Source organism: Winogradskyella sediminis, from assembly GCF_003387355.1.
In the GTDB taxonomy this organism is placed as follows: Bacteria; Bacteroidota; Bacteroidia; order Flavobacteriales; family Flavobacteriaceae; genus Winogradskyella; species Winogradskyella sediminis.
Genome location: NZ_QUNH01000002.1, coordinates 684,498 through 699,146 on the forward strand (window position 1 = coordinate 684,498; position 14,649 = coordinate 699,146).

General features: G+C 33.7%; 17 protein-coding genes. 7 read left to right on the plus strand and 10 right to left on the minus strand.

Going from position 1 to position 14,649, the window contains the following annotated elements; genetic code table 11:
* Positions 1-55: 55 nt before the first annotated feature.
* From C8N41_RS10375 to recF, 3 genes are read right to left on the minus strand one after another with little or no spacing between them, the layout of a single operon-like run.
* The gene (locus C8N41_RS10375; RefSeq protein WP_092447089.1) at positions 56-352 is read right to left on the minus strand and encodes a DUF721 domain-containing protein; all 297 of its coding nucleotides are present in this window, start codon (positions 350-352) and stop codon (positions 56-58) included.
* A 52-nt stretch (positions 353-404) separates the two neighbouring features.
* Complete coding sequence (locus tag C8N41_RS10380; protein ID WP_092447090.1) at positions 405-824, minus strand: hypothetical protein; 420 nt, start codon at positions 822-824, stop codon at positions 405-407.
* The gene (gene recF, locus C8N41_RS10385) at positions 821-1,900 is read right to left on the minus strand and encodes a DNA replication/repair protein RecF (protein ID WP_115839211.1); all 1,080 of its coding nucleotides are present in this window, start codon (positions 1,898-1,900) and stop codon (positions 821-823) included. Before recF ends, C8N41_RS10380 begins: the two co-directional genes overlap by 4 nt.
* Before the next feature lie 140 nt (positions 1,901-2,040).
* On the opposite strand from recF, the gene C8N41_RS10390 reads away from it, so the two are divergent.
* The 7 genes from C8N41_RS10390 to C8N41_RS10425 all read left to right on the plus strand — a co-directional run bounded on the left by C8N41_RS10390 (position 2,041) and on the right by C8N41_RS10425 (position 8,755).
* On the plus strand, positions 2,041-2,805 hold the full coding sequence (locus tag C8N41_RS10390; protein WP_115839212.1) for a tetratricopeptide repeat protein: 765 nt from the start codon (positions 2,041-2,043) through the stop codon (positions 2,803-2,805).
* A 3-nt stretch (positions 2,806-2,808) separates the two neighbouring features.
* Positions 2,809-3,315 carry a 6,7-dimethyl-8-ribityllumazine synthase gene (gene ribH / locus C8N41_RS10395; protein WP_115839213.1) on the plus strand — a complete coding sequence of 169 codons (507 nt, stop codon included), beginning with the start codon at positions 2,809-2,811 and terminating at the stop codon, positions 3,313-3,315.
* Between the two features lie 479 nt (positions 3,316-3,794).
* Positions 3,795-4,079 carry a riboflavin synthase subunit beta gene (locus C8N41_RS10405; protein ID WP_115839214.1) on the plus strand — a complete coding sequence of 95 codons (285 nt, stop codon included), beginning with the start codon at positions 3,795-3,797 and terminating at the stop codon, positions 4,077-4,079.
* A complete protein-coding gene (gene mutL / locus C8N41_RS10410; protein WP_115839215.1) occupies positions 4,079-5,938 on the plus strand; it encodes a DNA mismatch repair endonuclease MutL in 1,860 nt (619 codons plus the stop codon). Before C8N41_RS10405 ends, mutL begins: the two co-directional genes overlap by 1 nt.
* 3 nt (positions 5,939-5,941) lie before the next feature.
* Complete coding sequence (locus tag C8N41_RS10415) at positions 5,942-6,763, plus strand: rhomboid family intramembrane serine protease (RefSeq protein ID WP_115839216.1); 822 nt, start codon at positions 5,942-5,944, stop codon at positions 6,761-6,763.
* 2 nt (positions 6,764-6,765) lie between these two features.
* Positions 6,766-7,635, plus strand: coding sequence for a rhomboid family protein (locus tag C8N41_RS10420; RefSeq protein WP_115839217.1), 870 nt, complete (start codon positions 6,766-6,768; stop codon positions 7,633-7,635).
* Positions 7,636-7,732: 97 nt separating this feature from the next.
* Positions 7,733-8,755: an endonuclease/exonuclease/phosphatase family protein gene (locus C8N41_RS10425; RefSeq protein WP_092447099.1), complete on the plus strand. Its 1,023-nt coding sequence runs from the start codon at positions 7,733-7,735 to the stop codon at positions 8,753-8,755.
* Position 8,756: 1 nt separating this feature from the next.
* Here C8N41_RS10425 and C8N41_RS10430 read toward each other — a convergent pair whose 3' ends face one another.
* The 7 genes from C8N41_RS10430 to C8N41_RS10460 all read right to left on the minus strand — a co-directional run bounded on the left by C8N41_RS10430 (position 8,757) and on the right by C8N41_RS10460 (position 14,536).
* Complete coding sequence (locus C8N41_RS10430) at positions 8,757-9,065, minus strand: DUF6122 family protein (protein WP_115839218.1); 309 nt, start codon at positions 9,063-9,065, stop codon at positions 8,757-8,759.
* Between the two features lie 52 nt (positions 9,066-9,117).
* The gene (locus C8N41_RS10435) at positions 9,118-9,738 is read right to left on the minus strand and encodes a WbqC family protein (protein ID WP_115839219.1); all 621 of its coding nucleotides are present in this window, start codon (positions 9,736-9,738) and stop codon (positions 9,118-9,120) included.
* Between the two features lie 178 nt (positions 9,739-9,916).
* Positions 9,917-11,524 (minus strand): signal peptidase I, encoded by a 1,608-nt coding sequence (lepB, locus tag C8N41_RS10440; protein ID WP_115839220.1) that lies wholly within the window; start codon positions 11,522-11,524, stop codon positions 9,917-9,919.
* Between the two features lie 62 nt (positions 11,525-11,586).
* Entirely contained in the window at positions 11,587-12,288 is a 702-nt protein-coding gene (gene dapB, locus C8N41_RS10445; RefSeq protein WP_115839221.1) for a 4-hydroxy-tetrahydrodipicolinate reductase, read from the minus strand.
* A 1-nt stretch (position 12,289) separates the two neighbouring features.
* Positions 12,290-12,877 (minus strand): DUF5683 domain-containing protein, encoded by a 588-nt coding sequence (locus tag C8N41_RS10450; protein ID WP_092447104.1) that lies wholly within the window; start codon positions 12,875-12,877, stop codon positions 12,290-12,292.
* Complete coding sequence (locus C8N41_RS10455; protein ID WP_092447105.1) at positions 12,867-13,769, minus strand: ParB/RepB/Spo0J family partition protein; 903 nt, start codon at positions 13,767-13,769, stop codon at positions 12,867-12,869. The genes C8N41_RS10450 and C8N41_RS10455 overlap by 11 nt, the downstream gene beginning before the upstream one ends.
* Positions 13,769-14,536 (minus strand): ParA family protein, encoded by a 768-nt coding sequence (locus tag C8N41_RS10460; RefSeq protein WP_092447106.1) that lies wholly within the window; start codon positions 14,534-14,536, stop codon positions 13,769-13,771. Before C8N41_RS10460 ends, C8N41_RS10455 begins: the two co-directional genes overlap by 1 nt.
* Positions 14,537-14,649 lie beyond the last annotated feature (113 nt).

Genomic DNA, 14,649 nt, shown 5'->3' on the forward strand with positions numbered 1-14,649 from the left:
CTAAAAGTGAGTGTTGAGAATGGAATATATAAAAGCTAATAATAAGGCGCTAGTTTTAACGCAGTACTAGTTTTTTTACGATTTCCTTCCGCAGAGATTCGTTAAGCATCTTAATGATTTTTTCGGTGCCGTAACTCAATTCTTCACGGAGTACACTAGAGCTAAGCTGTACATAAAGTGTATCGTGTTTTAACTCAATGGCGGTTGTGTAATTATTAACACCATTGCCCATAAGATTTGCCCAAGCTTCACGAACATCGACCTTATCTAAACCCGATTGTAAGTTGTTGGTTTGTACAAATTCTTTTAAAATATCTTGTATCGGTTGGTTGTCGTTATTTCGTTTTGCCATGGCTTATTGTCTTTTAAGAATTGTAGTTATTTTGATATTTAGATTGCCAAAATTACTCTAAATCTAGTTTTATCGGAGTGTAACGTTTATAAAGATACACATTTTCGCTGTCATTAATAAGTTTTAAATGGGTTGGTGTGGCTTCTAACACACGCTCAGACCACTTGGCATATGGAGTCGTATAATAGATCATTAGTTGGTTGGCTTCCATTTTTAATTGAATTGCCTCCACATCATCAGAGGTGTAATAGGTGTCATTAAGGCCTGGTTTTAGCTTTTTTCTGAACCCTTTTAAGCTATCGTTAATACTGATATAGTCTATGGTTTCATTAAACTTATAAGCTTTGGTGCTACCATCAGCCATAGTTACTTCATCAATTTCCCAATAGCCTTCTACATGTGCTATATAGGTTTCTGGATTGGTTGAACAGCTGCAAAGAAACAGGCAGAACAGCCAAAAATAATTTTTCATAATTTAAAAATTTTATACGATTGATGCGTTTGTTTTATGACATCTTCAGTGCGTTCGGCATGCGTATCGCTAATAAAAATTTGTCCAAAATGCTCATCATCTACTAAATTGATAATTTGTGCCACACGGTTTTCATCTAATTTGTCAAAGATATCATCTAATAAGAGTATAGGCGACACTCCACTTTGCTGCTTAATAAAATCGAATTGTGCCAACTTTAAGGCAATTAAAAATGATTTTTGTTGCCCTTGACTTCCAAATTTTTTAATAGGAAAGTCATCAATAAGAAACACCAAATCATCTTTGTGGGTTCCAACACTAGTATATTGTAAGGCTTTATCCTTATTAATGGTTTTGTTTAAGAGGTCTAATAATTTATTTTCAAACAAATCACTTTTATACTTTAAATCTATGGCTTCTTTGCTTTGACTAATGGCTTCATACCGCGCTTTAAAAATAGGTATGAAGGTTTTTAAAAATCGATCTCGTTTTGTAAAGATTTCAGTACCGTAGTTATGTAATTGTTCGTTGTATATAGAAAGCGTATCTGCATTAAAGGTATTATTTAGTGCAAAATATTTTAATAATGCATTTCGCTGCGATAATACCTTATTATAATTTATGAGTTCTGATAAGTAGTTCTTATCACTCTGCGAAATCACACTATCTATAAATTTTCTTCTGGTGTCACTACCTTCAATAATGAGATCGCGATCTGCTGGCGAGATAATGACCAATGGAATAAACCCAATATGCTCGCTAAATTTTTCATATGCTTTGCCATTTTTTTTGATGACTTTTTTCTGACCACGTTTTAAAGAGACTATAATTTTTTCCGATCGATCATTTTTAGTAAAATGACCATCAACTACAAAAAAACCTGCATTATGATTGATGTTTTGAACTGCAATAGGATTAAAGTAACTTTTTCCGAACGCTAAATGATAAATGGCATCTAACGCATTTGTTTTTCCGATACCATTGGCGCCAACAAAACAATTGATTTTGACGTCGAAATCGAAAACCTGACTTTCAAAATTTTTATAATTAACTAAAGATAGTGTGTTTAGATTCATGAAAAGATAACGTTATGCCTAATTTTACTGATGTAACAACGCATTTTGAGCTTGTAATTAATAATTCAAAAATAACAAATAAATAGGCTTTTAAATCCCAATAAAAATTTTATTTTTGCGGACGCACAAAATGACAATTTATGGCAACGTATAAGAAAAGAGGCTACAAACCGAAGGCAGTTAAAGAGAAGGAAGAGGTTTTTGAAGAAGAATCAACAACAGCAGAAGTGTTTAACACTTTAGATGAAGGTGCTTCAAGAACAGAAGAATGGGCTGTTAAAAATCAAAAATATATTCTAGGTATCGTCGGAGCCGTAGCTTTAGTGGTACTCGCAGTTTTAGGTTACAATAATTTAGTAGCCGAGCCACAACAAAAGGAGGCTATGAACGAAATGTATACTGCTAAAAAGTATTTTGATGATGCTGTAATTGGTGTGTCTTCAGACTCTCTTTATAGAATGTCTTTAGAAGGTGGTGAAGGTAAATACGGTATGCTAGATATTATAAATGAATATAGCGGAACACCTGCAGCCAATTTAGCTAACTATTATGCTGGTATGGCTTATTTAAACTTAAAAGATTATCAAAATGCAGTAGAGCATTTAGGGAATTTTTCTAGTGAAGATAAGATGTTAAACCCAATCGCTAAAGGCGGAATTGGTGATGCATTTGTGCAGTTAAATCAAAAATCGGATGCTTTAGGATATTACGAACAAGCATTTAAAGCTAATGTTAATGATTTTACAACTCCATTATACTTAATGAAAGCTGCTCGTGTGGCTATCGATTTGGGTGAAAACACTAAAGCTTTAGAGTATTTAAAGCGTATAAAAAATGAGTTTTCTGCTTCAACTGAAGCAAAAACGGCAGATGTGTTAATAGGAAAAGTAGAAGCAAGCTTATAGTGTATGGCTACTGTAAATCATAATTTATCGGCTTACGATAAAACAACAATCCCAAACGCGAAAGATTTTCGGTTTGGGATTGTTGTTTCAGAATGGAATGACAAAATTACCGAAGGCTTATGGCAAGGAGCATTCGATGCGCTTCTAGATTGTGGAGCTGTAAAAGAAAATATTGTACGCTGGAATGTGCCTGGTGCTTTTGAATTGACCTATGGAGCATCAAGAATGAGCAAAAGTATTTATGCAGGCTCTGGGATGTTAGATGCTATTATTGTGATTGGTTGTGTGATTCAAGGAGAAACAAAACATTTCGATTTTGTTTGCGAAGGTGTTACTCAGGGCATTAAAGATCTTAATGTAAAAGGCGATATTCCTGTTATTTTCTGTGTTCTTACCGATAATACCGAGCAACAGTCTATTGACCGCTCTGGAGGAATCCATGGCAATAAAGGTACAGAAGCCGCAATTGCTGCTATAAAAATGGCCGCTTTACGTAAGGAAACTTTATAAGTTTTTGCCATTTTGTTAACTTTTAAACTATCGCGCTTGTTGTTCATTGGTTTTGTGTAGGCCATGGCAATAACACTTTAAGGTTTTTGTAAAACGACGTTAATTTACAGTTTTAGTAATTATCAGAATTACTTCTGCCAACCGTCTGCAGCTAACTATGGCATTCTTTTTGTTAATAATTTTAAGGAATCCTTAAGCATTAGTTCCTTGTATTTTCAGTACTTTTGAGATTAATCAAGTTTAATTAGAGAGTCACTTGTTTCAGCAAAGAAAAAATAAACGTTTTTCATATAAGCCACGCTTTCAGGATTCCGAAGAAAAAGAGTCGAAGGACGACTTTGAGACGAAATGGAATGAGATTAAAAGCAATGGTAAAAAACGTGGAAGTATTTTAACATCGCTTCCTGCTTTAATAATCATGTTAGTTTCGCTTTTTGTTTTAATTTATATCCTCAACGGATATATAAAATAAGGAAATTATGGGATTAATGAAAATGAAGAAGAATCGAAAGTACAGTTATAAACCTCGCTTTTATAAAGGTGAAGGGAGTCCTTTTGAGCTTAAACATAAATTTGATGAACACCGAACAACAGTGTCTCCTGCCAAAGGAATAAAAGGTAAAATAGATGCCGCAGTTAATGACTATAGGCATAATCCAGATGAAAACGTTAATAAACGGGTAATCATTATAGTTGCGATTTTATTATTGTTGTTTTTATTTATTATTGGTTTCGACCTATCTATTTTTCTTCCAAAAAGCTAATGTCAGATATTATTCAACTTTTACCAGACCATGTTGCCAACCAAATAGCAGCTGGTGAGGTCGTTCAGCGTCCAGCTTCAGTAGTGAAAGAACTATTAGAAAATGCTATTGACGCTAACGCCACAGAAATAAAACTTATTATTAAAGATGCCGGTAAAACCTTAGTCCAGGTTATTGATAACGGTAAGGGTATGAGTGTTACAGATGCACGATTAAGTTTTGAGCGTCACGCTACCTCAAAAATTAGTGCAGCGGAAGATTTGTTTCAACTCAATACTAAAGGTTTTAGAGGTGAAGCTTTAGCGAGTATTGCGGCTATTGCACATGTTGAACTAAAAACAAAACAAGCTGAAGACGATTTAGGTACAGCTATAATTATTGAAGGCAGTGAAGTAAAATCGCAAGAGGTTACTGTTACTCCAACTGGGAGTTCGGTGGCTGTAAAGCACTTATTTTTTAATATTCCTGCAAGACGCAATTTTCTTAAGTCAGATGCTGTAGAATTACGTCATATTACAGACGAGTTTCATCGGGTTGCTTTAGCGCATCCTAATATTGCTTTTTCTTTTTACCATAACGGAAATGATTTATTTAATGTGCCACAAGAAAATTACAGGCAACGTGTAGTACATATTTTTGGGACTAAAACCAATGAAAAGTTAGTACCTGTGGAAGAGGAAACGGAGGTGTTAAAAATCTCTGGCTTTGTAGGAAAGCCTAATTTTTCTAAGAAAACAAAATCAGAACAATTCTTTTTTGTAAATCAACGTTTTATTAAAAGTCCGTATTTAAATCATGCAATTAAATCGGCATTTGAAGGCTTACTAAAAGAAGGTTATCACGCCAGTTATTTTTTAAATCTTACCGTAGATCCAAAATCGATTGATATTAACATTCACCCAACAAAAACTGAAATTAAGTTTGATGATGAGCACACGCTTTATGCTATTTTACGTTCTGCGGTGAAACATAGTTTAGGGCAATTTAACATTGCTCCGGTTTTAGATTTTGAACATCAGAGTAATCTAAATACTCCATACGAGTATAAAGATAAAAAAGCATCTACTCCTGCAATTGAAGTCGATCGTAGTTTTAATCCTTTTCAGGACGAGTCTGCTGTAAAAGTAAGATCTACAAGTCATAATACCGGATTTAAATCAGCACCTACAGCGTCATGGGACAGTTTGTATGTTGGTTTAGAATCAAAGGGCAATAACTCATCTTCCGAGTTTAGTCAGGTCACTTTTGAAAGTGAAACTAAGAACGAATCTATTTTTAGTGATTCGTCCATTGAAACAACCAAAACAACGTTTCAATTACAACAAAAATATATTGTAAGCACTTTAAAATCTGGGATGCTAGTCATTGATCAGAATAGAGCGCATCAACGTATTTTATATGAGAACTTTTTAAAGCACATAACTATAAAGGAAGCTACAAGTCAGCAATTATTATTTCCGTTAGAGTTGCATTATACTCCAAATGAAACTAAAATTATTGACAGTCTTAAATCTGATTTAGAACACACAGGTTTTGTGTTTTCAGAATTAAACGCAAATGGTATTACGATAACAGGAGTTCCTGTTGGTGTGCCAGAGAGTGAGGTTTCTATTATTTTAGAACAATTAATTAGTGATGTAGAAAATGATGTCCCAGATACTAATTTTAGTGCTGCAGATTTATTAGCAAAATCAATGGCAAAGAGCTTGGCTATAAAAAATGGGCAATCGCTAAATAGTACAGAGCAAGAGCATATGGTAAATAGTTTATTTGCCTGTAAGGAACCTAATGTGTCACCAACTAATAGACCAACATTTATTACAATGGCAGTTGATGATATTGAAAAAAAATTCATGTAGACTATGAGATTTAATATAACTGACGGAGTAAAGCACTTAATAATCATTAATGTTGTCGTGTTCATCGGAACATTAACATTGGGAGATGGTAAGTTGTTTGATAGTTTATTTACTATGTTCTTTCCTACAAACGATATGTTTCAGCCATGGCAAGTGGTTACACATATGTTTATGCATGCTGGCCCAGCACACCTCCTATTTAATATGTTTGCGCTTTGGATGTTTGGGACACCTGTAGAGCAGCGTTTAGGGACTAAAAAGTTCCTATTTGTCTATTTTTCTGCTGGTTTTGGAGCCTTGCTTTTTCAGTTAGGCTACTATTATGTCGATTATTTTTCGGCCATGCAAAGTATAGCGGATTTAAATTTTGGATCTGAATTGTTACATCAAATAATGAATATCAATGCGTTATCTGGAGATTATATTCAAGGAGAAATACTGCATCAAAAAATGATACCATTATTGAATGAGGCTAATTTTACAACACCGATTTCTAACGATCAGTTTAAAGCCATATTCGATTTAAATGTTTTAAATAGAAGTGCTATGGTAGGAGCTTCGGGTTGTATAATGGGTGTTTTAGCTGCTTTTGGAATGATGAATCCTAATGCTGAACTCATGATGATATTCTTGCCTATACCTATTAAAGCGAAATATTTTATTCCAGGAATTATACTCTTAGATGTGATTTCTGCAATTACAGGAACCTCTTTCTTTAGTCCAAGCAATACCGCATATATGGCACACGTTGGTGGAGCGGTTATTGGTTTTTTAATAATGTGGTATTGGAAAAAAAATGACATGAATAAATTCCGTTGGAACTAATTATGAGTACAATTCAAGATTTAAAATATAAGTTTAATAACCTAGATGCCTTTGGTAAAATCATAGCTATCAATGTTATCGTGTTTATCATTGGACTCATCTTTAAATCTTTATTACGATTTAACTTATTTACTTATTTCGAAATGCCATCCGATATTATGGATTTCCTGTTTCAACCATGGTCTATAATTACTTACGGATTTTTACATAATGGCTTGTTGCATTTGGCGTTCAATATGTTGTTTTTGTATTATTTATCACAAATGACAACAAATTTATTTCGTCCAAAAATGGTATTGAATATCTACTTCTTAGGTATTATTTTTGGTGGTTTGGCCTATTTGGCGTTCTCTAATTTGGTGCCTTCTAGTTTTTATGGTGTCAATGGAGTACTAGTTGGTGCTTCAGCTGGTGTTAGCGCCTTGCTTTTATTTGTGGCGACTTACATGCCAAATACAGAGATTAGATTGTTTAATGCGTTTAATGTTAAATGGAAGCATGTAGCGATGGTAATTGTAGGCTTAGATTTTATTAGAATGATATCGGGTCTTAATCAAGGTGGTTATGTGACGCATTTTGGCGGTTATCTTTTAGGCTATGTATATGCTACAAAATTGCTAAAAGGTTCAGATATAGGAAAAGGTTTTGAGCGTACTATGGATACCGTTATGAGTTGGTTTAAACCAAAATCTAACTTAAAAACAGTGTATCGTAAGCCTAAAAAAAAGCAGTATGCAGGTAAGACTAAAGATGAATTTAATGCGTTTAATAATCAGAAGAAAATAGATTTAATTCTCGATAAAATTAGCAAAAGTGGTTACGAGAGTTTAACTGCTGAAGAAAAGGAGTTTTTATTTAAAGCAGGTAAATAGTAATTAGAGTGAAACCAATCGATTTAAAATATAATTTCCACAGTAAAATGTTTACTAGCGAGCAGCATGCGACCTTAATGGAACAATAGAAAAGCACATGAAAGGTTTAAAACTAGGTAGTAAAATTATATTTGTCATCAATTCGTTGGTCGCATTTTTATTGCTTACGTCTTATATCTTGCCTTATATTCCGCCAAAAAGTTTTGCGTCATTATCTGTTTTAAGCTTAGGTGTACCTTTGCTTATTATCCTCAACGGTGTATTCTTTATGTATTGGTTGCTTCGTGTTAAAAAACAAATGTTATTATCCTTGGTGGTATTATTGTTGGGGTGGAACTATATTAATTCTATGTACAAATTTTCATATTCGTCTGATGATATAGGAACATCTGATTTTTCTGTTATGTCGTTTAACGTTAGATTATTTAATAAGTTTGGTTGGTTGCCAGAACCTACCGTTAAAGAGGATATTTTAAATTTTATAAATACTGAACAACCCGATATCTTATGTCTTCAAGAATATAGAACAGGTGATCCTATTGATCTCGATGGTTATTACAATTTTAATGCACGACATGTTGAAGGTGTAAAGTCTGGACAAACGATTTTTTCAAAGTTTCCTATTATTAATTCTGGCTCTTTAGAGTTTCCGAATACGAGTAACAATGCCATTTTTGTTGATATCGTCAAACAAAGAGATACCATTAGAGTTTATACCTTTCATTTACAATCTTCAGGTATTGAAACCGATGTAGAAAAACTTAAGAAAGAAACATCGAGTCATCTCTTTAAGCAAGTTGGAGCAACTTTTAAAGCACAGCAAGGACAAGTAGAATTATTTTTAGAGCATAAATCTAAGTCCAATTATAAAACGATTGTTACCGGAGATTTCAATAATACGGCTTACTCTTATATTTACAGAAAAGTAAAAGGTGAGGACTTAAAAGATGCTTTTGAAGCCGCTGGGAATGGGTTTGGTAGAACTTATGATTTTAAGTTTTTTCCTATGCGAATCGATTTTATTTTAGCAGATAAAGCGTTTGCTGTCAATAGCTTTAAAACATTCGATGTTAAGTTATCTGATCATTATCCTATAAAAACTACACTTAGCTTACCATAAATTACATTAGAGCACAATCTGCAAAGTCGGCTATAATATGTATAACCAACCCGATGCCAACTATTCGTGTTTTCTTTGGGATTAATAAAAATAAATAGACTGCTATAGCGTAGTAGGAGTGCAGTGGATGAAAGTTAATACTACAACGGTTAGGATCAAATACAGGATTTGCCAATAAATGATCTAAATCAATTAACATGCCTAGTAGCATTATTGCATACGCTTTTAACCAATACGTTTTATAACATACGATGGCTATAACTAACGGCAAGCCAAAATGTATACCGTAATGAATTAAGGATTGAAGCATAACAGGATGAATTATATAATGAGCTCGTATAACTACTAAACAGCTCTAAAAATTAATCTATGGATAAATTTAGTTTTTTTAAATACAACGCTGTATTTGGTCCTTCGTTAAACACTAAATCCAAAATGCTAAGATTAGCAATAAAGCCATGCTTCTCTGTAAAAACCTGAGTGTAGGGTATTATATGTTTTACGTCTGAATTTCGTTTTACTAAACTTCTGTAATCCGTTTTGTATAGAGGTTCTTTTTCAAAGATTGTAGTTTTAGTTGGTAGAATGTCTAATTGAAGACTGTTTAGCAACACTTCAAAGCATTTTAAGTTGAAGTCTAAAATATACTTAAAATGCGCTTCAAATAGTGGCATTAGGTCATCTATATAATATTCAAAAAAAGGAGACATGCTGTAAGCTGATTGCAGCGATTTTAAATGTAACAATTGCCATTGTTCATCATTTGCTATTTTAACATCTTTATAAAGCTGCCTGTTTTTTTGAGTATAACTTACTGGTACGGTTAAGGCTAATTTACCATTAGCTCCATAAATTTCCGTACGGTTTCTGTAAGATTGTTTTTGATAGTTATCAGAAACTTCTAAAGTTATGGTATCCGCATTTACCACAGTCCAAAAGTGAGCAATATTTGGAAAATAGGTTGGGTAAATTAGAGCATTCATTTGTTGTGAGAATCGAGGATTTAAGATTTAATGATTAATTAATTGGATATACTTGAGTTTGAAAAACGATCATAGCAATACATTTTAAAACTGCTTCGCGGTGAAAGCTTTATTTAAGTTTGCTTTTAAATTTTTGTAATTACAAGCATAAATTCAAACGACATCTAATCATTATCAATTAATTCTGATTTGCTTTTTTCTTTTTTCTCCATTTGTTAAAGAACGTAATTCCTAAAACAAGTATAATAAACGGAATAAGATACGAGGTACGTTCCTTTGAACCTGTAACAGTTGTAAATATACGATCCCAACGGAAACTCCAGTTTTTAAGTCCGTCGTTGATACCATCAATACTCATCCAAATAAACACAGGTTTACCAAAAATATGATCGTTTGGTACAAATCCCCAGTATCTGCTATCTACAGAATTGTGTCTGTTATCTCCCATCATCCAGTAATAATCTTGCTTAAAAGTATAAGAGGTTACTAGCTCATCGTCAATAAAAATTTGATTACCTCTCGTCACCACTTTGTGACCTTCGTACTCTCCAATAGCACGTTTGTATAGTGCAATGTTATCTGGACTTAAATTTATTGTTGCACCGGCTTTAGGAATCCATATTGGGCCAAAAAAATCGCTGTTCCAAGGGTAGTTTGGATCTCTAGGGAAAATATTTCCGTTCACTCCTTTTTCTTGCCTCGTTGGTACAATTGATGCCACTTCAGGATGTAATCTTAGTTTCGCAATAGCTTCATCTGTAGCAGCAGGTATAGCGTATGTACCATCAGTTCTACCATAACCTAATCCGTCTGTAATGTCATATTTCTTTAAAATCTCAACAATACGTAGTGGTTGTAATTGTCTTTTAAAGGTTATCTCATATGAAAACTGAAGGTGAGATCTTGGAGGTAATGTATTCTGTTTACCGTTTATAAAGACGTAACCATTTCTTATTTCCAACGTATCACCAGCAACTCCGACACAACGTTTAACTAAATTGGTTTTTTTATCTATTGGTTTGTAATAATTTCGGTCTGGTTTAAAATCGTTCATATTCAGCAAGGTATCTGCTGGCTGATTAAAAACGACAATATCATTACGTTCAACGCTTTCAAAACCTGGAAACCTAAAAAATGGTAGTTGAAGTTTATTAATCCAAGAGGTATTACGTTCTTCAAAATTATCATTAAACAAATAGGATTTCTTTCCTATTAGAGGTATGGTATCATGAACCATCGGAGCACCAACTGTAGTCATAGGAGCTCGAGCTCCATAATGAAACTTACTTACGATTAGAAAATCGCCAACTAATAAGGATTTTTCTAAAGAGGATGATGGAATTACAAAAGGTTGAAAAAAATAGGTATGCACAATCGTGGCGGCAACAACTGCAAATAGAATAGAGGTAATCCATTCGCCTGTAGCTGTTTTAGGTTTTAGTTCTCTGTTTTCAACATAATTTACATCAGCAACATAATTAAGATAATAGAGGTAGAATCCTAATGTAACAATGCACAAAAGCGCATCAAGCTTAGTATCTTTTCCAAATGATCGGGCCGTTTCTACCCAAACCGCAGGAATCATTATAAGATTTACAATTGGTAAAAACATTAAAATCACCCACCACCAAGAACGTGAAATAATTTTCATTAAGACAATAGCATTGTAAATTGGCACAAATGCTTCCCAAGCTTTTCTACCAGCTTTTATGTATAATTTCCATGTTCCTAAGCCATGAATAACTTGTAAAATGAGTATAAAAATAAACCACTGTGTCCAGCTCATAACCTTATATTTTGTCTGTGTAGGTTGAAAATTATTTTAATTCGTTACATAACATTGGCAAATTAACCAATGTTTAACACATCTTTCATATTAAAGATGCCTTTTTTATCTTTAATCCATTCTGCGGCAATAACAGCACCCATCGCAAACCCTTGTCTGCTATGAGCTTTATGCTTAATACTGATGGCATCGATTTCAGAATTATAAGTGATTTCGTGTGTGCCAGGCACTCCTTCTATACGTTTGGCTTCAATAAGGAGTTCAGAGTCTTTAGGCTCATCTAGCGTCCAATTTTTATAATCGGATTGCTCAATAATCTGTTCTGCAAGCGTAATGGCTGTACCACTTGGAGCATCTAATTTTTGGGTATGATGAATTTCTTCAATTTCTGTGGTGTACTCAGAAAAGCCAGACATTAAGGTACTCAATTTTTTATTCAATTCAAAAAAGAGATTAACCCCTAAGCTAAAATTTGAAGCATATAAAAATGTACCGTCTTTTTTCTTACAATATTCAATAACCTCTGGATACTCGTCTAGCCAACCTGTGGTTCCTGAAACTACAGGTATACCTGCGTCTATGGCCTTTTTTATATTTGTGACTGCTGCTGATGGTATGCTAAAATCTATAGCTACATCTGCATCTGAAAAGTCGTAATTAGAATTCGCATCAGAAATTTTTAATACTATATTATGATGGCGTTGTATTGCAATAGCTTCAATGCTTTTACCCATTCTGCCATAACCTAGTAAAGCTATTTTCATGTTAAAATTTAAAATTAAGTGTTAATCCTAAGTCTGAAGAATTCTCCAGTTCATTGTATTGATAATGTGGGCTTAGGCTTAGATTTTCGTCAACGTTAAATTGAAGTAAATGGGCATCGATATTGGCATCTAATATATTTAGAGCATATAGGCCTATTGTAATTAACATTGACATTTCTTTATTTCTCCTAAACTGTTCTTGGGCTCTAATAAGTCCGTCGTCTGAAATGAGATTGTAAAATTCATCATCTTTAAAACCTGCTAATCTACGCTTGTAAGCATCTCTGTAGCGGTCAAATTGTTTATCGTTTCTGACATAAAAATAAATTCCGGTACCAATAGCACCCCAAACAATAGGGATTTTCCAGTATTTTTTATTGTACGCCTGACCTAAGCCAGGAAGTACTGCGGAATAAAATGCAGCTTTAGACGGTCTTAAAGGATCTATTTCTTTTTTTACTAAAGTTTCATTGGCGATAATTGGACTTTCTTCTATGGCAATACTTGTGCTGTCTTTTTCTATTTGAGCAAATGAAAAAAATACTGAAAGTAAGCCAATTAAAAAACTGTAGAAACTTCTATTTGTCACGTTGAACTAATTTTTTAATACGGTTAAAATCTTCTTCAGAGTGAAAAGGGATTGTTATTTTACCGCTTCCGCTCTTAGTCATTTTAACGTCTATTTTATGTCCAAAGTATTCAGAAAAATCTTTAACTCCTTTTTTAATGTGTTTAGGAATTTCAAAGCTAGGTTCCTTAGGTTTGGCTGGTTCTTCAGCGTTTAAGTTTTTTACTAATTGCTCTGTCGCTCTTACAGATAATTTATTGGTAATAATTTTTTCGTAAACTTCAAGTTGTTCTACTTGGTCTTCAATATTTACCATAGCACGACCGTGCCCCATACTAATAAATCCATCTCTAATACCTGTCTGAATAATAGGATCTAATTTTAGTAAACGCAAATAATTGGCAATTGTAGATCGTTTTTTGCCCACACGCTCACTCATTTGCTCTTGGGTTAATTGAATTTCGTCAATTAAACGTTGGTACGACAATGCAATTTCTATTGGGTCTAAATCTTGACGTTGGATGTTTTCTACCAAAGCCATCTCTAACGACTCTTGGTCATTTGCAATCCTAATGTAAGCAGGTATCGCTTCTAGACCTACTAATTTTGAAGCTCTAAAACGACGCTCACCAGAGACTAATTGGTATTTGTTAAATGCTAATTTTCTGACCGTTATAGGTTGAATTACACCAAGCTCTCGGATGGATGAGGCTAATTCTTTTAAGGTATCTTCATTAAAGTTGGTTCTTGGTTGAAATGGATTGACCTCAATACTTTCTATATCGAGTTCCACAATATTACCAACTACTTTGTCTGCATTTGTGTCTTCTGCTGAATTGATATCATTTTCAGGATCTTTCAATAAAGCTGAAAGTCCACGTCCTAATGCTTGTTTTTTTGTCGCTTTCGCCATTATAATTCATTTTTCTTAATCAGCTCCTTAGCTAAACTCAAATAATTTACCGCGCCTTTACTACTTACATCATAGTTAATAATGCTTTCTCCGTAACTTGGTGCTTCGCCTAAACGTACGTTTCGTTGAATAATAGTATCAAAAACCATATCACTAAAGTGTTTTTGTACTTCTTCTACAACCTGATTAGACAAGCGTAAGCGCGAATCAAACATTGTTAGTAATAAGCCTTCTATATCTAACGTTTCATTGTGTATTTTCTGTACACTTTTAATAGTATTTAACAGTTTGCCTAAACCTTCGAGTGCAAAATACTCGCACTGAATCGGAATAATAACTGAATCCGACGTGGTTAAAGCGTTCAATGTAAGTAAGCCTAAAGATGGTGCACAATCTATTAAAATATAATCATATTCTGATTTTAAATCTATAATAGCGTTTTTTAACATGTACTCGCGCTCTTCTTTATCTACCAGTTCTATTTCAATAGCAACTAAGTCAATGTGTGCAGGCATCACATCAACATTTGGTGCGTTAGACGCAATAATAGCGTCTTTTGCTGTTGCAGAGTGTTCTATAACCTGGTACGAGCCCAAAGAAACGGTGTCTACATCAATTCCTAAACCAGAACTTGCATTGGCTTGTGGATCTGCATCTATTAGCAGTACTTTCTTCTCTAGCGCTCCTAAGGAAGCTGCTAAATTTACTGAGGTGGTCGTTTTTCCAACTCCACCTTTTTGATTTGCTATTGCAATGATTTTACCCATTAAATAATTTGGTTAAATATAAGGGCTTAAAATTACGATTATTTACGACTTTAAGAAATTGAAGTTGTTAACAGTTCTATAAAAAAAAGCAGTCTTCAATAAAAAAATTAAAG